We start from the raw sequence: 18,987 nt of genomic DNA, 5'->3' as shown, positions 1-18,987 counted from the left end.
ACTGGGGATTTTCTAACATTTGGTGTAAATCTTCCGTTTCCAGAACGAATCTACACACAAAAAAAGGTGGGAATCATCCCACCTTTTTTAAACTTCTTCTTCATCCTCTTCTTCTGAAACTGGTTCCCCAAATACATTTGGCGGATCTGGTTGATAGTACATCGTTCCTGGCTGTGGTGCATATGCGGATTGGGTTGGTTGATAATATAAAGGATTCGCGTATTGTGGCCCTCCAGGTTGCGGACTATATAGCCTACTCTCTCCTCCGCATCCACAATCTTCCTCTCCTTGCACGAGCGGCGGCATATTATTATCTATCGGCATCATATTTGGATTTGGCATAGACGTATATTGCGGTCCAAACGGTGCTCCTTGCTGATATGGCATTTGATATGGATTTTGTTGTTGATAATACGGATTCGGCGGCATCATAGGCTGTTGATACGGCATTTGATATGGCATCATATTCGGCATTTGGTTATTATCCATAATCGGCATCATATTTGGCATTTGATTATTATCCATAATTGGCATCATATTTGGCATTTGATTATTATCCATAATTGGCATGATGTTTGGTGGTTGATTATTATCCATAATTGGCATCATATTTGGCATTTGATTATTATCCATAATTGGCATGATGTTTGGTGGTTGATTATTATCCATGATTGGCATGATGTTTGGTGGTTGATTATTATCCATGATTGGCATGATGTTTGGTGGTTGATTGTTATCCATGATTGGCATAATGTTTGGTGGTTGATTGTTATCCATGATTGGCATGATGTTTGGTGGTTGATTATTGTCCATGATTGGCATAATGTTTGGTGGTTGATTATTGTCCATGATTGGCATAATGTTTGGCACTTGAATATTTGGCGGTATTACTTGCGGAATCACTACATTTTCTTTCGATACATTTGGCGACACTATATTTCCTACATTTTCTTTCTTCACTTGCGGTGATACTATATTCCCTACATTTTCTTTCTTCACTTGCGGTGATACTATATTCCCTACATTTTCTTTCTTCACTTGCGGTGATACTATATTCCCTACATTTTCTTTCTTTACTTGCGGTGATACTATGTTTCCTACATTTTCTTTCTTCACTTGTGGTGATACTATGTTTCCTACATTTTCTTTCTTCACTTGTGGTGATACGATATTCCCTACATTTTCTTTCTTTACTTGCGGTGATACTATATTATCTTTTTTCGTTTGCGGAGAAATGATGTTATTAGGTTTCATTTTAGTAATTTGAGGAGCAATTAATTCGCTTCCTTTTTTAATTACATCTGAAATTTTATATTCTTTTTTCGCTTTTATTGGTGGTTGCGGTGGCTGTGGTAACACATTTACCGAAAACTTCGTGTTTTCTTTCTCTGCTGGTTTTTGCTTTTCTATAACAGGTGGTTTTTGGATAACAGACGGTTTTTCAACTGGTTTTTCTATTTGAATTGGCTTTTCTTTTTGCACTTCTTTTTGTGGTTTTACCTGCACTTCTTTTTGCGGTTTCACCTGCATTTCCTTCTGCGGTTTTACCTGTACTTCTTTTTGCGGTTTCACCTGCATTTCCTTCTGCGGTTTTACCTGTACTTCTTTTTGTGGTTTCACTTGCATTTCCTTCTGTGGTTTTACTTGCACTTCTTTTTGTGTTTGTTGCATAGCAGGCTGCTGTGTAATTGGCGCTGATTGATACGTAACTTCTTCTTCATCTTCTATTCCAAGTGGAGTTGGAGTTGCTGCAAATTCTTTTTGTTGCACTTCTTTTACGTATTGTTTTGGAGGTGCTGAGCCTGCACCAGCATGTTGTTTCACCTGAACGCCGTTTGATGGTACTTTAATTTTCATACCTGGCATGATGAGATCCGGATTACTAAGTTGTGTATTTGTTTGTTTCAGCGTATCAAAATCCACTCCGTACTTTTTCGCAATTTTCCAAAGGGTATCCCCTTTTTGCACGATATGAATTTTCAAATTTTCCCCCTCCTGTATAACTTATCTATAAGTAACAAATCTCATGAAGTAACTCTTTCTACATAACGTTAACTTGTTTTCACTTTCATCACTTCTTCGATTTTTAATATCATTTGAAGTGGAATAAGCATAAAGTGAAACTTTAATCAGTGGGGAGATTCATCCCCCACTGATTATTAGTTGAACCAATCGGACGTTTACGGGCAGTTGATCTCCGCCTAACTTCTTTGTTCCAATCCAACTTTGAAGTATGAGATTTACTGCCCGTTAACGCGGGATAAAAAAATCACAATGATTTCTTCAAAACAATGTATGCCCATTTCGTTCTCGTTATGATTACATGTATGAAAAAAAGCAACGGGAATCCCGCTGCTTCACACACGCTCTAACATACGATTTAATGCAAGAACCGCTTCTTCAGTTACTTGTTTATCTACGCTAATAACGTTAATTTCTTCTCCTCTTTCTATCGTTTCAAGTGCCCATAATAAGTGCGGCAAATCAATTCGGTTCATCGTTAAACATGGACACATAAATGGATTAAGTGAAACAATTTCTTTATCTGGATGTTGTTGAATAATTCGGTTCACTAAATTCATTTCTGTACCAATCGCCCATTTACTTCCGGATGGAGCCGATTCAATCATATCAATAATGTATTTCGTTGAACCTGCATAATCCGAAGCAGCTACAACTTCATAGCAACATTCCGGATGTACAATAATTTTCATATCCGGATGATTTTTCCGTACATTCTCTATATTTTTCACTGTAAAGTTTTGGTGAACTGAACAATGCCCTTTCCATAAAATCACTTGAATTTCTTCTATATCTCCATCGTACTCTAATGAATCAGTATGTGGATCCCATACTGCCATTTTATCTAACGGGATACCTAAGTCGTACGCTGTATTTCTCCCTAAATGTTGATCCGGTAAAAAGACGAGACGCTCTTTTTGCGTAAAAGCCCAAGATACCATTTGTTTTGCATTAGAAGACGTTACTGTTGCTCCGCCATTACGACCACAAAACGCTTTAATGGCAGCTGTAGAGTTCACATACGTTAACGGAATCATCGTATCTCCAAATAATTTTTTGAGCTCTTTCCACGCTCTTTCTGTTTGTTCTATATCTGCCATATCTGCCATCGAACACCCTGCACGCATATCTGGCAAAATAACAATTTGATCATCTGTCGTTAACATATCTGCTGTTTCTGCCATAAAGTGTACACCACAAAATACAATATATTTTGCGTCTTTATTGCTCGCTGCAACTTGCGCAAGCTGAAGTGAATCTCCTGCCGCATCAGAAAATTGTACCACTTCATCTTTTTGGTAATGATGTCCTGGAATAAATAGCGTTTCCCCCATTTTTTCTTTAATTTCACGAACCCGCTTTTCCATATCTTCTGTTGACATCGTGTAATAACGCTCTGGTAACATCGTTTCAATCGGTTGTACTTTTTCTAAAATACTCATATTTCTTTCTCCCCCTCTAAGCCACTTTCCTTACGCCTCAATATTGAAACTAATATCAAGTGCTTTCACTGAATGTGTTAACGCTCCAAGTGAAATATAATCTACCCCTGTTTTTCCGTATTTCGATAAATCTTCAATTGTAATGCCCCCTGAAGCTTCCGTCACGATAGCGCTTGGCACAATCTTTGAAAACTCCCGAATCTCATCTGGCGTACGGTTATCAAACATAATAATATCCGCACCAGCAGCTACAGCTTCTCTTACTTGCTCCTCCGTTTCTGTTTCCACTTCTACTTTCACCATATGCCCTAATTTTTCTTTTACCGATGTAACAGCTTTCGTAATAGAACCAGCAAAAGCAATATGATTATCTTTGATCATGACACCGTCATATAGGCCGAAGCGGTGATTAAATCCGCCTCCGCATACAACTGCATACTTATCAAACATACGTAGCCCTGGCATCGTTTTTCGCGTATCACAAATGCGTGTATGGCTGCTATCTAAAGCGAGAACCGCTTTACGCGTCATCGTCGCTATTCCGCTCATACGCTGGATAACATTTAATATAACGCGCTCTGCCGTTAATAACGATGCGATTGGCCCTTGGACAGTTGCAATTATTTCGCCTTTTTCTACAAGATCTCCATCTTTTTTATGAAGCTCCACTTTAATTCTCTCATCAATTAATTTAAACCCTTCTTCAATGACTAAACGTCCCGCAAAGACCCCTGTATCCTTCGCAAGAAACGTTCCTTTTGAAAATAAATTGTCTGGAAAAATAAGCTGAGATGTTACATCTCTTTCTCCTATATCTTCTAGAAAAAATCGATTTAATGCTTCTTTAACCTTTATCGTATTCATAAAACCCCTCTTCCCCTCATTACACAAGTTGTAGTTTTCTTTTCACTCGAATGATCTCTTTTTGTGCGCTATTTCTATGTGGATAATCACTTCGATAATGACCACCAATGCTTTCTTCTCTTTGTAAAGCTGATACGACGATAAGCTCACAAACTGTTAACATATTAATAAGCGTTATCTCTTCATTTGTAAGAGCATCATGTTGTAATATCATATTTCGAACACCGTATTTATTAAGCCATCTCTTCGCATAAGATAAACTTTGCTCTGTTCGTACAATCCCAACATATTTCATCATGCATTCTTGTATTTCTTCTTTCGTCGGCAAATGATTTAGAACGATAAATTTCTTTTCCTTCTCAGCGAAGTCGCTCAATCTGTCTTGTGTCGCTTTCGTTAAAATATGTTGTCCTATTCTTTTTCCAAACACGAGACCTTCTAATAACGAATTACTCGCTAATCTATTTGCTCCATGAACACCGTTACAAGCTACTTCACCGACTGCATATAAATTTGGAATGGACGTCTCCCCATCAATGTTTGTTTTCACGCCACCCATATGAAAATGAGCACCAGGTACGACCGGAATGCGTTTTTTAGTAATATCAACACCATTCTTTTTACATAATGCTGATACAGTTGGAAAACGTTCTTCGAAATTTTGAATAGACTCGATATTCAAATACACTTTTTCACCCGACAAAAGCTGTTCGTGAATCGCTCTTGCCACCACATCACGCGGTGCGAGATCGTAATCATCGTGTATATCCATCATAAAACGCTGCCCTTTTCCATTTATAAGGACAGCTCCTTCACCACGGACAGCTTCAGAAACGAGACCACAGCATCGCCCGCCCGTATATAACATTGTTGGATGAAATTGTACAAACTCTAAATCTACAAGCTCGCCGCCTGCGCGGTATACCATCGCAAGTCCATCACCCGTAATTGTTTTATCATTAGAAGTAAAGGCGTATAAACCACCAACCCCGCCTGAGGCTAGCACAGTATAATCTGCATCATAACGCTTCAACTTCCATTCACTATCTCGCGTTAAAACTCCAACACATTTTTCACTTTCTATAATAAAATCAAGCACCATTTCCTGTTCCACTACCGTAACATGCGGAACTACTTCTTGAATGAAATGCTCTAATAAATTCTTTCCTGTTGCATCGCCACCTGCATGTAAAATACGACGCTTTCGATGTGCACCTTCTTTTCCAAGATGGGGACCCGTTTCATCTCCATCAAATTTCATTCCATTTTCAATGAGATTCTTCATTTCTTTCGGTCCTTCTTCAACTAAATAACGGACCACATCCTCATTGTTATAATGACATCCTGCTACTAACGTATCTTCAAAATGATCATTCGGATTGTCATATGTAGCAACCGCTGCGGCAATTCCACCTTGCGCTAAATGTGTATTATTATTACGATCCGTTTCCTTTGTGATAATAATCACATTCTTTTCGTGACAAATCTCTTTTGCAACACGAAGTGCCGCAATACCACTTCCAATAATTAAGACATCTGCACTTGGCATAATTGTTGCCTCCTACTTTACACTTTTCAACTGTCTTGACACCTATATTTACATAGTTTTAAAATAATGACAAGAGTTTTTTTATAATTCTTATTTTCACTACCATTTAAAAAATAAAAGAAATGTAACTCTTACTAGAGAGAGGAACTTACATGATGATATATCTTGACTATGCAGCTACTACACCTATGAGCGCGGAAGCATTACAAACATATACGAAAGCAGCATCGCAATACTTCGGAAATGAACAAAGTTTACACGATATTGGAGGAACGGCCTCTTCTTTATTACAAGTTTGTAGAAAAACATTTGCCGACATGATCGGTGGAAAGGAACAAGGGATATTCTTCACGAGCGGTGGGTCAGAATCGAACTACCTTGCGATTCAGTCCCTTCTCAATGCCCAAAATAAGAAGCATATTATTACGACACCTATGGAACATGCATCCATTCGAAGTTATTTTCAATCCTTACAATCAAAAGGGTATACAATTACTGAAATTCCTGTTGATAAAAATGGACTCATTCGTTTAATAGATTTAGAAGCAGCTATTTCAGAAGATACTGTTCTAGCAAGTATACAGCACGGAAACTCTGAAATCGGAACCGTTCAAAATATCGCAGAGATTGGGGCACTTTTAAAAAAATATAACGTTTTATTTCATTCAGATTGTGTACAAACCTTTGGTAAACTTCCTATCCATGTTTTTGAGATGGGAATTGATAGTCTTTCTGTTTCAGCACATAAGATATACGGACCGAAGGGTGTTGGCGCTTGCTATATCAATCCGCAAGTTCGCTGGACACAAGTATTTCCGGGGACTTCTCACGAAAAAGGATTTCGTCCAGGTACAGTGAACGTTCCTGGCATCGCAGCTTTTTTAACAGCTGCTGAGAATATATTAAAAAATCAACAAGAAGAAAGTTTACGTTTTAAAGGGTTACGATCTTACTTTTTAGAGCAAATACGAACACTTCCGCTAAAAATTGAAGTAGAAGGTCATTCTACTTCTTGTTTACCACATATTATTGGGGTTACAATAAAAGGAATAGAAGGCCAATATACAATGCTAGAATGTAATCGCCGCGGTATTGCCATTTCTACCGGAAGTGCTTGCCAAGTTGGTAAACAAGAACCTTCGAAAACAATGCTTGCAATTGGAAAAACGTATGAAGAGGCAAAACAATATGTCCGCTTCTCTTTCGGACAACAAACAACGAAAGATCAAATTGATACTACTATTCATGCACTACACACAATTGGAAATCAATTTTATAGAGGTGTTAAATGATAATGAAACAAAATGAACAAAAAAAGATTTTAGGTGAAGAAAGACGACAGCTTATCCTTCAGTGGCTTCTCGCTGCAAATGAACCGTTATCCGGAAATGAGCTATCGAAAAAGACAAACGTAAGTAGACAAGTTATCGTGCAAGATATTTCCTTGCTTAAAGCACGAAACGAACCGATCATTGCGACTGCTCAAGGCTATTTATATTTAAAACCACAAGAAAAACAACAAGCTTTCGAACGCGTAATTGTATGCCAACATAAGCCAGCAGAAGTACGTCAAGAACTTACAATGCTTGTTGACCACGGCGTTACGATTAAAGATGTAAAAGTTGAGCATCCTGTATACGGTGACTTAACAGCATCCATCATGGTAAGTAATCGCTTTGATGTAGAGCAATATTTACAAAAAATAGAAAACACAAATGCTTCCTATCTATCGCAATTAACAGATGGTATTCACTTACATACAATTGAAGCAGATTCTAAAGAGAAGTTAGATGCTGCTTGCGAAGCTTTAGATAAAGCAGGATTTCTCGTTTATTAATGTAAAGCACAGAGTTTTTATAATTCTCTGTGCTTTTATTTTGTAAGTGGTATAATATTGTAATCAATCGTAAAGGAGATTACATATGGGAATTGAACTCGTTCACTTTAGCATTGGCAAACCGAAACAAATGAAATATAGCGAAGATAAAGAAATGATTACTGGTATATGTAAAGAACTTACCGAAGAAGCTTTCCTATCAAAAGATGGCTTCCTTGGTGATGATGTAGCAGATTTAAAACACCACGGTGGACCTAATCGCGCAGTTTGTGTGTACTCACACGAACATTACGCGCTATGGGAAAAAGAATTCCAAACAACACTTCCAGCTTCCGCATTTGGCGAAAACATTACCGTAACAAATATGTTAGAGCGTGATGTTTGCATCGGAGATACATATCAACTAGGCGAAGCAATCATTCAAGTAACACAAGCAAGAGTACCTTGTAGCACAATTTCAAAACGTCTTGGCATCCCTGGCATACTGCCGCGCATTGTAGCAACTGGCTTTACTGGCTATCTATGCCGCGTTCTTCAAGAAGGTACTGTACGTAAAGATTCAAAAATCACATTACTAAAACGTCAACCGAGCAATGTTTCTGTCTTGTTCTCTAACGAAATTTATTTTCAGAATAGAAAAGATAGAGATGGCATCGAAAAGATTCTTGCTGTTCCAGAACTAGCTGACGTTTGGCGCGGTCAATTAGAAGAGCGTCTTGCGAAGTTAAAATAAAGAATCCCACCATTTATAGGTGGGATTTTATTGATCTATCACACGGTATAACCTAACTCCCCCTTATAACCAATAAGAAGAATAACTCCCCAGCACCGTAACAGAAAAACCGAGTGCTTCAAGTTCCATCGTTACACCTGGCAATAATACGTCATCGTATGCTTTGTCGACATCGATTAAGAAAAAGTAATTTCCAAGTCCTGTTTTCATCGGACGCGATTCGATTTTTGATAAGTTTAATTTTCTCCATGCGAAAGCTGATAACACTTGATATAGTGCTCCTGCATAATCAGCAGGTAACGTTATCATAAGCGTCGTTTTCTCTCCGCGGTTTTCTCCATTATTTGAGAGTATTGCTTTCTTTTTCTTATGGAGCACGAGGAAACGTGTATGATTATTTTTATGTGTATGAATACTTCGTCTTACAATCGTCAATCCGTATTTCTCTGCAGCTGCTTCATTTGCAATGGCAGCAATTTTTTCTTCAGGATGTTCTTTCACATATTGTGCAGCGGCACTTGTTGATGTCATATCTCGAGCAGTTATCCCTTTTAATTCTTCATTTAGAAACTTATGACATTGGGCAATAGCGTGCGGATGAGAATGCACTGCATATACTTCTTCCCACACTTCTGCATACTGCGGATGCACAAGTAAATGTTGCTGAATTGGTACTGTAATTTCTCCTACAATAGAAAGTGGTTGCTCATGCACGAGGTAATCAACTGTTATATTCACTGAACCTTCTATAGCGTTTTCTAGTGGTACCACTGCATAATCTACATTTCCATTTGCAGCTGCATCCATACAATCTGGGATCGTTCGATACGGTACATGCTCTGCTTCCGGAAAAAAACGACTCACCGCCATATTTGTAAATGTTGCTTCTGGTCCTAAATATCCTACTCGAATCATCGTCTTTTCCCCTCTTTTTCGTTTTCTTACTGTTATACCATACTTTTTTATATTCTTCTATGTAAATTTCGAATATTAAAAAAAGACTAGCATTCGCTAGTCTAAATGTTTCTTATATTCTCTTTGCGCGAAAAAGAAATACATGATGCATGCGGCGATATAAAATAGAATAAACAAGCCTACTTTTCGTAATGAACCATCCATAAACATCGTATTATGAAACGTATATAACGCAACTGCACTATGCATACTCCCTACTATAATTGGCGCAAAAAATAGCATACATAATTGCCAGCGAGAAATTTTCCATACTTCTTCCTTCGTCATTCCAAGTTTAGAGAGTGCACCATACTGCTTTCGGTCCGATGCAATATTATGGAACCATTTAAAATACACGATACTACATGAAGTAAGAAAGAATAATATACTAATAAATGAGCCTACAAATAGAGTAATATTGCCGCCTTCTTTCATATTTACATACAACTCCATATTGCTTCGAAATGCATTATTATTATCTTGTTTCATATGTTTCCGTAAATCTTCATTTAATTTTTTCGTATTTTCGATATTTGGTAATGTGTAGCCTCTATATATCATTTTTTCAGAATCAGGAACCTGATTTGCTATACTATCAAAATCTTCATCATTCATAACGAAGAACAGACCATTAATGTAAGAAGGATGATAGTTAAATTGAATCCCTTCTTTCTGGCCGTTAAATACAAATTGATATGGTTGATTCATTACTTGCAATTGAATCTCTTTTTGATTATATACATTCGAATTATTGTATTTATTATAATAAACGAGTGTCACTGTACCTTTTTTAGGATAATACGTTTTCTGTTTTTGTTTCCTCGCTTCTTGGTTATATTCACTTCCTTTTATAAGCGGTACTATTGTTGTTTCTCCCTTATTGGACTGAAAAGATGCATACACTCCAACAAAACTCATATATTGAAAATCATCATACCCATATTGGTGCAATAATTGTTCAACCGTTCCTTCCGCAAAGACTTCATGAGAAGAAGTACCTTTTTCTATGTAAGAAAATGAGTGCACTCCTCCGCCCCGCCACATATCTTGCATACCAGAAAAATATAAGAACACCGTACCTGTTGCTGTAACTACAAACGTCGTTGCCATAGACATCAGAAAGAAAAAGCGACCATTTTCCTTCATTCGATGTGACAATTGATTCACTATAAATAAATACGGATATGTATACATAATCTTTTTATTTCGTTTTATCATTTCTAATATTTGAGCAGTACCATGTGTAAAAGAAAAATACGTTCCGAAAGAGACAAGTATAGACACAGGGAAAAAATAGACCGCTATCGTTAGTATGGTCGCTTGTAACGCTAACGCATATCCTATACCTAAACAAATAAATCCGAATATACAAAGCCACATTGATGTTTTCTTCTCTTTTTTATCTGCTCGAAATTCTTTCAATAACCGAATGATTTTTATATTCCATATACGTAAAGCACTTATGAATGATAAGACAACAAATACGACCATATACGCAATAAATGTTCCCCCAATTGCTCTCAAGTCAAATATGACAGGGAGTTCTTTCGGAAGCCCCAGTAACATACTAAACACCATAAAGAAGAGTTTTAAAAAAATCATGCCAAGCCCAATACCAAAAATATTAGCAAATACCCCGATCAACATTTGCTCGGTCATAATTACGCCAATTACGTTAGATTTCGTTGCTCCCATTAACATATATAATCCTAATTCTTTCTTACGTGCCTCTATGAAAATAGAAGTAGAATACAAAATAAATATGACGAAAAAAGAAATGATAATAACATTACATATGATCAGTCCCCAGCGTACGTTTTGATACCACATCGTCTCTTGCATATACGGATGTACAATGACGGACATGTATGCAAAAGACGCAAATATCGCAAAACAACTACTTAAGAAAAACACTTTATAATTACGCCAATTTCCTTTTATATTTTGCAGCGCTAGTTGCCGAATGTTCATCTATCGTCCTCCTGTAACTTACTACATAGGCAAAAAGCTAGAGGTTCCCCTAGCTTTTTACGTGTTTTAAATATCCTCTTTGCGCGATCATAAAGTAAATCGCAGAAGCTAAAATGTATGCTCCAATTACAAGCGCACCTGATTTCCATAAATCGAGATAAAGCATTTTTCCTAACGTATGAAGAGCAAATCCACTATGAATAGCACCGATGACAATTGGGATAAAGAAGATAACGCCCATTTGTCGAATCGCAATTTTGCGAATTTCTTTATCTGTCATACCGATTCTCTTTAACGATTTAAATTGAATACGATCTTGTTCTTTATCGTTAAACCATTTAAAGTATGTCATACTACAAGCGAAGAAGAAGAATAGTACTGCTACGAAGAAACCGATAAACATTGTAATTGCACCACCTTCTCTTATAGCCTTATACGCAAACACTGAATTTCTCAATTCCCCTTGCTTTTCTGGTGCAATTTCCTTTTTCAAATCTAGCACAAGATCTTCGGTACTTTTCCAATCTTCAATATAATAACCATAATATTTCGTCTTTTCTTCATCTGGTACAAGCTTTGCATATTTCTCAAAGTCTTGATCATTCACAATAAGATATTCGCTATCGTTAAAAACAGAATATGACGTTGGCTCGTTTAATTGAACAGACTGCTTTTGTCCGTTAATCTTAAATTCATACGGTTTCGTACGATCTATTTTCATAAGTTCATTTGCTGCATCAACCATAACCATCGTCGCGCTACCTGGTGCATTATGAACCTCTGTAATTTGCTCTTTCTTTTGTTTACGCACTTCCGCGTTATATTCTTTTTCTGAAATAATCGTCATCGGTACTTCACGTTCACTGTTAAACAACATTATTTTCTGTGTTGCAGGTAGTTTTACATAGGTTACTTTTCGTGCATCTTCAAACCCATTTCTTTTTACAATCTCTTGTACTTTTTCTTCATTAATAAGGCTATGCGTATTTAATCCCTTTTCCTCATATGAAATAGCATGTGGCGTAAGCTCTATCGTTTTCGCACTCATATTTTCAAAATATACGTACAGTGTACCTACTGCTGAAGATACTACCGCCGTAATGATAGAAATTACAAATAAAAAACGAGCATTATCCTTCATTTTATAAATAAGATTGCTAAGTACGAACATATTTGGGTATGTATAAAAAGATTGTTTTCGTTTTTGCAATGCTTTTAATACAACTGTACTTCCTTGTGTAAATAGTAAATACGTTCCGCCAATGGTCAATCCTACAATTGGTAAGAAATATATAATAAAATTCATAATGGTTACTTGGAAACAAAGAACATATGCAACAATAATACATCCTATACCAACTATGCATAACCATGTAAATGCAAAAGGCTCTACTTTTTGTTTTCTTGCTTCTCTTAATAAATCAATAATTTGCAAGCGCCCTACTGTCCAAACACTAAACAATGATAGGATTAAAAAGAGAATAAAGTACACACCAGCTGTAATAAGAACTGCTTTACTATTCCATACGAGCGGTAGTGTTTTATCAATTTTTAGTAATACACTCAGTGCTTGGAAAAATAGTTTTGAGCAAAGCATTCCGACCCCAATACCTACTACAATTGCAATACTACCTAACATAAGCTGCTCTAATATAATCATTCGGCCGAGCTGCGATTTTGTTCCGCCTATTAATGTTAATAGACCAAACTCTTTTTTCCTTGCTCGTAAAAACGTTGAATTTGCATATAAAATAAAGAGTGCTGAGAAGATGACTACAATATAATTCATTGATTCTAACCCTTTTGAAATCATCTCCCTCATACTAATATTACCGCCTACAACATCTGGATGATAAATGAAGGAAGCATACATGAAAAATACGACAATCGATAAACAACTACTTATAAGAAACGCTTTATAGTTACGCCAATTTCCTTTTACATTATTAAGCGCGAGCTGGCGAAAGTTCATGATATTCCCCTCCTAGCATCGCAAGTACGTCCAGAATTTCTTGGAAAAAGGCTTGCTTCGTTCTTCCTTTATGAATTTCTGAGAAAATCTCTCCATCGCGAATGAAAAGAATACGTTCGCAATAACTCGCCGCTACTGGATCATGCGTTACCATTGCAATTGTTACTTTCTTTTGTTCATGCAAATCTTGCAACGCGCTCATTAATGATTTTGCCGACTTGGAATCTAAGTTTCCAGTTGGCTCATCTGCTAAAATTAGCGTCGGTTCATGAATGATCGCTCTCGCAGCTGCTGCACGTTGTTGTTGGCCACCTGATACTTCATATACCTTTTTATTTAAAATGCCCTCGATATTTAAAAACTTTGCAATCTCAAGCACTTTTACATCGATTTCATTTACAGATTTCTTCGCCATTACAAGTGGTAAAATGATATTTTCTTTAATCGATAACGTATCAAGTAAGTTAAAATCTTGGAAAATGAATCCTAAATGTGTACGGCGAAACTCCGCTAATTTTGCAGCACGCATTTGATTAATTTCTTCCCCATTTACAAGCACATGACCTGAAGTTTGCTTATCAATTGTTGCTAATAAATTTAAAAGCGTTGTTTTTCCGCTCCCTGAAGGACCCATAATCCCTACAAATTCGCCTTCTTCTATTTTAAAATTTATATCATTTAAAGCAGTCGTTGCTACTGAACCTTTCGATTGGTACACCTTCGTTAATCCTTTTACTTCAAGAACACTCATTTCTAATCCCCCTATGTGTTTTCTTCTTACATTTACTATAAGAAAAATAAGAAAAAGAAACGAGTGATTTCCCTTACAAAACGTTTTGTTATCTTACAGTTTTGTCATTTTTCTCATTAATGTATGATATTCTTCATCTTTTGCAAATTGGAACGTGAATGTTGTCCCTTCCCCTTCAGCCGATTGCACATACATACCGTGATGTAAATTATCACAAATTTCCTTCGTAATATATAAACCCATTCCAGTCGCTTCTCTCGTTTTCCGGCCATTTACCCCTGTAAAGAATGGATCAAATATACGCTTTACATCTTGCTCTGGAATACCGATTCCATTGTCCTTAATATGTAATAACACCTTTTGATCTTTCTCTTCAATTTGAAATTGAATTTCCTTTTTCTCTGCTTCCGAAATTTTTGTATACTTAATTGCATTTACAACAATTTGTCCTATAGCAATACTGAGCCATTTTCTATCAGAGGCAACCATACAAGTATCTTCCTCAAACATCACTTTCGGAAATACAGACGATTGAATGAAAGACTTTCTATTTTCATTAATAATACCTCTAATAATATCTATCACATTTACTACTTCTACTTTATAGTCTTTCGCAAACTGCTCTAACCTTGCCATGTGTAACGCTAAATCTAAACCATTTAATATACGGTTATTTTCTTCACGAATACTTTCAACTGTTGCTCTTGCTTCACGATGCTCTTTACCAAACTTCTGTAATAGTAATTCAATAACAGATACTGGTGTTTTCATTTGATGAATCCATTGATTCATAAATATCATTTGCTGTTGTTCTTTTGCATGTTGTTTATGAACTTCATTCATATATTGCTGTCTTAACAACGTAAACGATTCAACGATCATCTCTTGCTCTGCCGTATAAGAAGTATCAATAAGTAAGGAATCATGTAATGTATTTCCGCCAGTAACATACTTTTCAACCCTCTTTAAAAACACACTCCGTTTTCGGTAATCGTAAATAAGATATACAGTAAAAACAACTGTCCCTAATAAAAGTCCGTATAACCATGTATTCCAATCAATGGATCGCTTTTCTAAAAGACTTTGCAACTGCAAAACAAGCCCAAATAAACAAAGGCTAACAATATAACAAAGAATTAAAGAAAAGCGGTCCATGAGGTAATTTTTAACCTTCATGCCCTTCTCCCCACTCTGTAAGAAGCGCATAACCGTATCCACGTTTCGTTACAATTGCATTTTTAATACCTAGCTCCTCTAGTTTCTTTCTTACACGTTTCACATTCACGGTTAATGTATTATCATCAACAAAGGCTACTTCATCCCACAGAGCTTCTAACAGTTCTTCGCGCGTTACATATTGATTTGCTTGTTTCATTAAACACTCTAATAAGTAAAATTCATTTTTTGTCAGTTCTGTTTGTTGCCCTTGCCACTCAACAACGTGCTGAGATGGGAATAACAACAGTCCATTTACACCTAAACAATCGCTTTCTGCCGCAGAAGCATACTCACCATACCCACGACGAAGTGCACTTTTCACCTTAGCCATTACAATGTCTAAATGGAATGGCTTCGTAATGTAATCATCTCCTCCATTTTCAATTGCCATTACTTGATCCATTTCCCCCGTTCTTGCAGAAACAAAAATAATTGGTGCATTCGAGACAGTGCGGATTTGACGACACCAATAGAAACCATCAAAATACGGTAAATTAATATCAAGTAACACAAGATGTGGATTTACATTTACAAACTCATCTTTTATATGTCGTAAATCACTCGCTCGAAATGACTGATAGCCATATCTTTCTAAATGCTCTTCTAATATTCCCGCGATTTTTTCATCGTCTTCTACAATTAATATTTTATACATGTTCACTTTCTCCCCATAAAAAGTTCTTATAAAACCACTTCTTTTTCTATTATAAATTGAAAATTTAATTAGTGGGGATTTTTTCCTGTATAAATCAGACTTTTGCGATATAAAAAAAGACTGCCATATTTCGGCAGTCTTAGTCGATAAATTCAAATTCATATTCAAGAATTTTTACAATATCTCCGTCTTTTGCACCACGTGCACGAAGCGCTTCATCAATACCCATTCCGCGCATTTGGCGAGCGAAACGACGTACAGATTCATCACGTGAGAAGTCTGTCATCTTGAATGTTTTCTCGATATCGTAACCAGAGATAACAAACGTGCCATCACTTTCACGTGTAATGTCAAATTTAACACCTTCAGTCTCAAGTTTGTACATTACACTTGTATCAGACTCATCCGCAACTTCATGTATTGGGAATTCAGGTGTTGTTTCTAATAAGTTCGCTACTTCAAATAGTAAATCACGAACACCTTGTTTCGTTACAGCTGAGATTGGGAAGATTTTTACTTCGTCTCCCACTTTCTCTTTAAATGCTTGTAAGTTTTCTTCTGCATCTGGCATATCCATTTTGTTTGCAACAACAACTTGTGGACGCTCCGTTAAGCGAAGATTGTATTCTTTTAATTCATTATTAATCGTTACGTAATCTTCATATGGATCACGGCCTTCTAAACCAGACATATCAATAACATGCACGATTACACGTGTACGCTCAATATGACGCAGGAATTGATGACCAAGTCCAACGCCGGCATGTGCCCCTTCAATTAATCCAGGAAGGTCAGCCATAACGAAGCTGCGGTTATCACCTGTTTCAACAACACCAAGGTTTGGAACGATTGTTGTGAAGTGATACTCTGCAATTTTCGGACGTGCTGATGATACGACAGATAATAATGTAGATTTACCTACACTTGGGAATCCAACAAGTCCAACGTCTGCTAGTACTTTCAGTTCTAGAATGACATCACGCTCTTGACCTGGTTCCCCGTTCTCAGCGATTTCTGGCGCTGGATTCGTAGCTGTTGCGAAACGTGAGTTACCACGACCACCGCGGCCACCTTTTGCAATTACAGCTGTTTGTCCATGCGTTACTAAATCGGCAAGAATTTGACCAGTTTTTTCATCTTTTACTACTGTTCCTGGCGGAACTTTAACGATTAAATCTTCAGATTTACGGCCGTGCTGCCCTTTACTCATTCCGTGCTGACCGCGATCAGCTTTGAAATGACGTTGGTAGCGGAAGTCCATTAATGTACGTAAGCCTTCTTCAACAACGAAAACAACATCTGCACCTTTACCACCGTCGCCACCTGCTGGACCACCTTTTGGAACATACTTCTCACGACGATACGCAACCATTCCGTTACCACCGTCGCCGCCTTTTACATATATCTTGACCTGATCTACAAACATTATTTCACCACACTTTTTTCAATTGGTTGTAATATAACTGAGACTTCTTCGTCTCTTACTGTATAAGAAATGGAATACCATTTATGGTTTTGGTTCGCAAGCCAATTCTGTAGTTCTTCTACACTCGTTAGCTTACCACGAAAATCAAAAAAGAAACGAGCATTCTCCGCGTCACATTCAATTGTGATACAAACATAATTTTCAACATATACGTCTAAACTATGCTGAAGCATTGAGAAAAATTGATTCGTCCATGTACATACAGTCTCATCTAAGTGAGATAAGTTATGTAAATTCCCTAATACTTCGTACTCCAATAAGCACGGCTGCTGTTTCCAATTATATGTTAAAATCCACTCTGAAAATAAAGGCATTGATAGCCCCATCAGATTGGATTCTTGTCTCGCTTCTTGGACAAAACGATCGATGAGACTATGAATTTCTTCCACTTTTCCAAGGGAAAGGTTTCCTTTCACCATCTGCATACGATTGAGCCAATCATGTCTTGAATGGCGCAATGCATCTATAATTGTCCATTTTTTATTCATTTAGATACCCCTTAATATAGAAAAACTCTAACCTGCACTCAGGTTAGAGTTTTCCGTGAGTTCTTATGCTTCTTGAGCAACAGGATATACGCTCACTTGTTTGCGGTCACGGCCAAGACGCTCAAAGCGTACTACGCCGTCAACTTTCGCGTATAAAGTGTCATCGCCACCACGACCAACGTTAACACCTGGATAAATTTTTGTACCGCGTTGACGGTAAAGAATTGAACCACCTGTAACCGTTTGACCATCTGCGCGTTTAGCACCAAGACGTTTTGACTGAGAGTCACGACCGTTCTTTGTACTACCTACACCTTTCTTAGATGCGAAAAACTGAAGATCTAATCTTAACATACGTTACACCTCCTGCACTTTTTCTATTAAACGGATATACTTTCCGTAATCAAGTTCGATCGTCTTAAGCGAAACAACCAATCCTTCTAAAAGTATCTGTGCTTTTTCTGCTGCATGAACGTCTAAATCATTAGGCAATTCATACGTTAAGAATCCGCCATCACTTCCGAGTTCAATAGTTGCCTGCACATTACAAAGTTCTTCCACTGCATTTATAGAACCAAACACAACCGCTGTAGTTCCAGCACAGACAAGGTCTTGTCCATGCGGCGCATAATCGGCATGTCCAGTCATTTTAAATGATTGGATACGTCCTAATTTCGTGCGACTTATCGTAATTTTAATCATGTTAACCAGAATTAAGCGTTGATAGCTTCAACAACTAGCTTAGTGTAAGGTTGACGATGACCTTGTTTCTTACGATTGTTCTTTTTCGCTTTGTATTTGAAAACGATGATTTTCTTAGCGCGACCGTGTTTCTCAACTTTCGCAGTAACTGTTGCACCTTCTACAACTGGGCTACCAACTTTCACGTTTTCGCCACCAACGAAAAGAACTTTGTCAAAAGTAACAGTTTCACCAGCTTCAACATCTAATTTTTCAATGTAGATTTCTTGACCAGCTTCAACTTTGATTTGTTTTCCACCTGTTTCGATAATTGCGTACATACTTGCACCTCCTCTTAATTACT

Annotated in this window: 17 protein-coding genes, 1 pseudogene and 1 other annotated feature (1 of these 19 running past the window's edge); of the genes and pseudogenes, 3 read left to right on the top strand and 15 right to left on the bottom strand. The window is 37.1% G+C overall.

The annotated features are described in order from the left end of the window. Positions 1–1,820: 1,820 nt before the first annotated feature. The 4 genes and pseudogenes from safA to nadB form a co-directional block, all read right to left on the bottom strand. A pseudogene (gene safA / locus RCJ96_RS02400) lies at positions 1,821–1,983 on the bottom strand (SafA/ExsA family spore coat assembly protein); the annotation flags it as partial. 374 nt (positions 1,984–2,357) lie between these two features. Continuing rightward, complete coding sequence (gene nadA, locus RCJ96_RS02395) at positions 2,358–3,464, bottom strand: quinolinate synthase NadA (protein WP_071728492.1); 1,107 nt, start codon at positions 3,462–3,464, stop codon at positions 2,358–2,360. Between the two features lie 30 nt (positions 3,465–3,494). Continuing rightward, complete coding sequence (gene nadC / locus RCJ96_RS02390) at positions 3,495–4,328, bottom strand: carboxylating nicotinate-nucleotide diphosphorylase (RefSeq protein WP_071728493.1); 834 nt, start codon at positions 4,326–4,328, stop codon at positions 3,495–3,497. A gap of 19 nt (positions 4,329–4,347) precedes the next feature. After that, positions 4,348–5,877 (bottom strand): L-aspartate oxidase, encoded by a 1,530-nt coding sequence (nadB, locus tag RCJ96_RS02385; protein WP_316148779.1) that lies wholly within the window; start codon positions 5,875–5,877, stop codon positions 4,348–4,350. Between the two features lie 152 nt (positions 5,878–6,029). Between nadB and RCJ96_RS02380 the strand changes: the two genes are divergently transcribed. From RCJ96_RS02380 to RCJ96_RS02370, 3 genes are all read left to right on the top strand, one after another. Further along, the gene (locus tag RCJ96_RS02380) at positions 6,030–7,169 is read left to right on the top strand and encodes an IscS subfamily cysteine desulfurase (RefSeq protein ID WP_316148780.1); all 1,140 of its coding nucleotides are present in this window, start codon (positions 6,030–6,032) and stop codon (positions 7,167–7,169) included. A 2-nt stretch (positions 7,170–7,171) separates the two neighbouring features. Then, entirely contained in the window at positions 7,172–7,714 is a 543-nt protein-coding gene (locus RCJ96_RS02375; RefSeq protein WP_000812272.1) for a transcription repressor NadR, read from the top strand. Between the two features lie 85 nt (positions 7,715–7,799). Further along, on the top strand, positions 7,800–8,447 hold the full coding sequence (locus tag RCJ96_RS02370) for an MOSC domain-containing protein (RefSeq protein WP_316148781.1): 648 nt from the start codon (positions 7,800–7,802) through the stop codon (positions 8,445–8,447). 63 nt (positions 8,448–8,510) lie between these two features. Here RCJ96_RS02370 and pheA read toward each other — a convergent pair whose 3' ends face one another. The 11 genes from pheA to rplU all read right to left on the bottom strand — a co-directional run bounded on the left by pheA (position 8,511) and on the right by rplU (position 18,964). Then, positions 8,511–9,362 (bottom strand): prephenate dehydratase, encoded by an 852-nt coding sequence (gene pheA / locus RCJ96_RS02365; RefSeq protein ID WP_000621725.1) that lies wholly within the window; start codon positions 9,360–9,362, stop codon positions 8,511–8,513. Positions 9,363–9,458: 96 nt separating this feature from the next. Continuing rightward, on the bottom strand, positions 9,459–11,372 hold the full coding sequence (locus RCJ96_RS02360; RefSeq protein WP_316148782.1) for an ABC transporter permease: 1,914 nt from the start codon (positions 11,370–11,372) through the stop codon (positions 9,459–9,461). A gap of 49 nt (positions 11,373–11,421) precedes the next feature. Then, positions 11,422–13,344 carry an ABC transporter permease gene (locus RCJ96_RS02355; RefSeq protein ID WP_316148783.1) on the bottom strand — a complete coding sequence of 641 codons (1,923 nt, stop codon included), beginning with the start codon at positions 13,342–13,344 and terminating at the stop codon, positions 11,422–11,424. Beyond that, positions 13,319–14,095: an ABC transporter ATP-binding protein gene (locus RCJ96_RS02350; protein WP_316148784.1), complete on the bottom strand. Its 777-nt coding sequence runs from the start codon at positions 14,093–14,095 to the stop codon at positions 13,319–13,321. Before RCJ96_RS02350 ends, RCJ96_RS02355 begins: the two co-directional genes overlap by 26 nt. A 93-nt stretch (positions 14,096–14,188) precedes the next feature. Continuing rightward, the gene (locus RCJ96_RS02345; RefSeq protein WP_316148785.1) at positions 14,189–15,271 is read right to left on the bottom strand and encodes a HAMP domain-containing histidine kinase; all 1,083 of its coding nucleotides are present in this window, start codon (positions 15,269–15,271) and stop codon (positions 14,189–14,191) included. Further along, the gene (locus RCJ96_RS02340) at positions 15,261–15,968 is read right to left on the bottom strand and encodes a response regulator transcription factor (protein ID WP_000276721.1); all 708 of its coding nucleotides are present in this window, start codon (positions 15,966–15,968) and stop codon (positions 15,261–15,263) included. The genes RCJ96_RS02345 and RCJ96_RS02340 overlap by 11 nt, the downstream gene beginning before the upstream one ends. A 139-nt stretch (positions 15,969–16,107) precedes the next feature. Then, complete coding sequence (obgE, locus tag RCJ96_RS02335; protein WP_000497125.1) at positions 16,108–17,394, bottom strand: GTPase ObgE; 1,287 nt, start codon at positions 17,392–17,394, stop codon at positions 16,108–16,110. Beyond that, entirely contained in the window at positions 17,394–17,942 is a 549-nt protein-coding gene (locus RCJ96_RS02330; protein ID WP_316148786.1) for a sporulation initiation phosphotransferase B, read from the bottom strand. The genes obgE and RCJ96_RS02330 overlap by 1 nt, the downstream gene beginning before the upstream one ends. Before the next feature lie 63 nt (positions 17,943–18,005). Next, positions 18,006–18,296 (bottom strand): 50S ribosomal protein L27, encoded by a 291-nt coding sequence (gene rpmA / locus RCJ96_RS02325; RefSeq protein ID WP_000944958.1) that lies wholly within the window; start codon positions 18,294–18,296, stop codon positions 18,006–18,008. Between the two features lie 3 nt (positions 18,297–18,299). Then, a complete protein-coding gene (locus tag RCJ96_RS02320; protein WP_087954200.1) occupies positions 18,300–18,644 on the bottom strand; it encodes a ribosomal-processing cysteine protease Prp in 345 nt (114 codons plus the stop codon). An 11-nt stretch (positions 18,645–18,655) separates the two neighbouring features. Beyond that, positions 18,656–18,964, bottom strand: a complete 309-nt coding sequence (gene rplU / locus RCJ96_RS02315) for a 50S ribosomal protein L21 (protein WP_000270908.1) — start codon at positions 18,962–18,964, stop codon at positions 18,656–18,658. Between the two features lie 14 nt (positions 18,965–18,978). Next, positions 18,979–18,987, bottom strand: a sequence feature (ribosomal protein L21 leader region); it runs 69 nt beyond the window's last position.

It is taken from the genome of Bacillus sp. BSL6 (assembly GCF_052928345.1).
The sequence above is the reverse complement of the archived record's forward strand: the minus strand, read 5'-3'. Positions and strand labels throughout refer to the sequence as shown.

Coding starts and splice junctions, on each gene's coding strand:
- RCJ96_RS02355 (WP_316148783.1), bottom strand. CDS start 13,344: ATGAACTTTCGCCAGCTCGCGCTTAATAATGTAAAAGGAAATTGGCGT.
- RCJ96_RS02340 (WP_000276721.1), bottom strand. CDS start 15,968: ATGTATAAAATATTAATTGTAGAAGACGATGAAAAAATCGCGGGAATA.
- RCJ96_RS02370 (WP_316148781.1), top strand. CDS start 7,800: ATGGGAATTGAACTCGTTCACTTTAGCATTGGCAAACCGAAACAAATG.
- nadC (WP_071728493.1), bottom strand. CDS start 4,328: ATGAATACGATAAAGGTTAAAGAAGCATTAAATCGATTTTTTCTAGAA.
- nadB (WP_316148779.1), bottom strand. CDS start 5,877: ATGCCAAGTGCAGATGTCTTAATTATTGGAAGTGGTATTGCGGCACTT.
- RCJ96_RS02350 (WP_316148784.1), bottom strand. CDS start 14,095: ATGAGTGTTCTTGAAGTAAAAGGATTAACGAAGGTGTACCAATCGAAA.
- RCJ96_RS02375 (WP_000812272.1), top strand. CDS start 7,172: ATGAAACAAAATGAACAAAAAAAGATTTTAGGTGAAGAAAGACGACAG.
- rplU (WP_000270908.1), bottom strand. CDS start 18,964: ATGTACGCAATTATCGAAACAGGTGGAAAACAAATCAAAGTTGAAGCT.
- RCJ96_RS02380 (WP_316148780.1), top strand. CDS start 6,030: ATGATGATATATCTTGACTATGCAGCTACTACACCTATGAGCGCGGAA.
- rpmA (WP_000944958.1), bottom strand. CDS start 18,296: ATGTTAAGATTAGATCTTCAGTTTTTCGCATCTAAGAAAGGTGTAGGT.
- obgE (WP_000497125.1), bottom strand. CDS start 17,394: ATGTTTGTAGATCAGGTCAAGATATATGTAAAAGGCGGCGACGGTGGT.
- nadA (WP_071728492.1), bottom strand. CDS start 3,464: ATGAGTATTTTAGAAAAAGTACAACCGATTGAAACGATGTTACCAGAG.
- RCJ96_RS02360 (WP_316148782.1), bottom strand. CDS start 11,372: ATGAACATTCGGCAACTAGCGCTGCAAAATATAAAAGGAAATTGGCGT.
- RCJ96_RS02345 (WP_316148785.1), bottom strand. CDS start 15,271: ATGAAGGTTAAAAATTACCTCATGGACCGCTTTTCTTTAATTCTTTGT.
- RCJ96_RS02330 (WP_316148786.1), bottom strand. CDS start 17,942: ATGAATAAAAAATGGACAATTATAGATGCATTGCGCCATTCAAGACAT.
- pheA (WP_000621725.1), bottom strand. CDS start 9,362: ATGATTCGAGTAGGATATTTAGGACCAGAAGCAACATTTACAAATATG.
- RCJ96_RS02320 (WP_087954200.1), bottom strand. CDS start 18,644: ATGATTAAAATTACGATAAGTCGCACGAAATTAGGACGTATCCAATCA.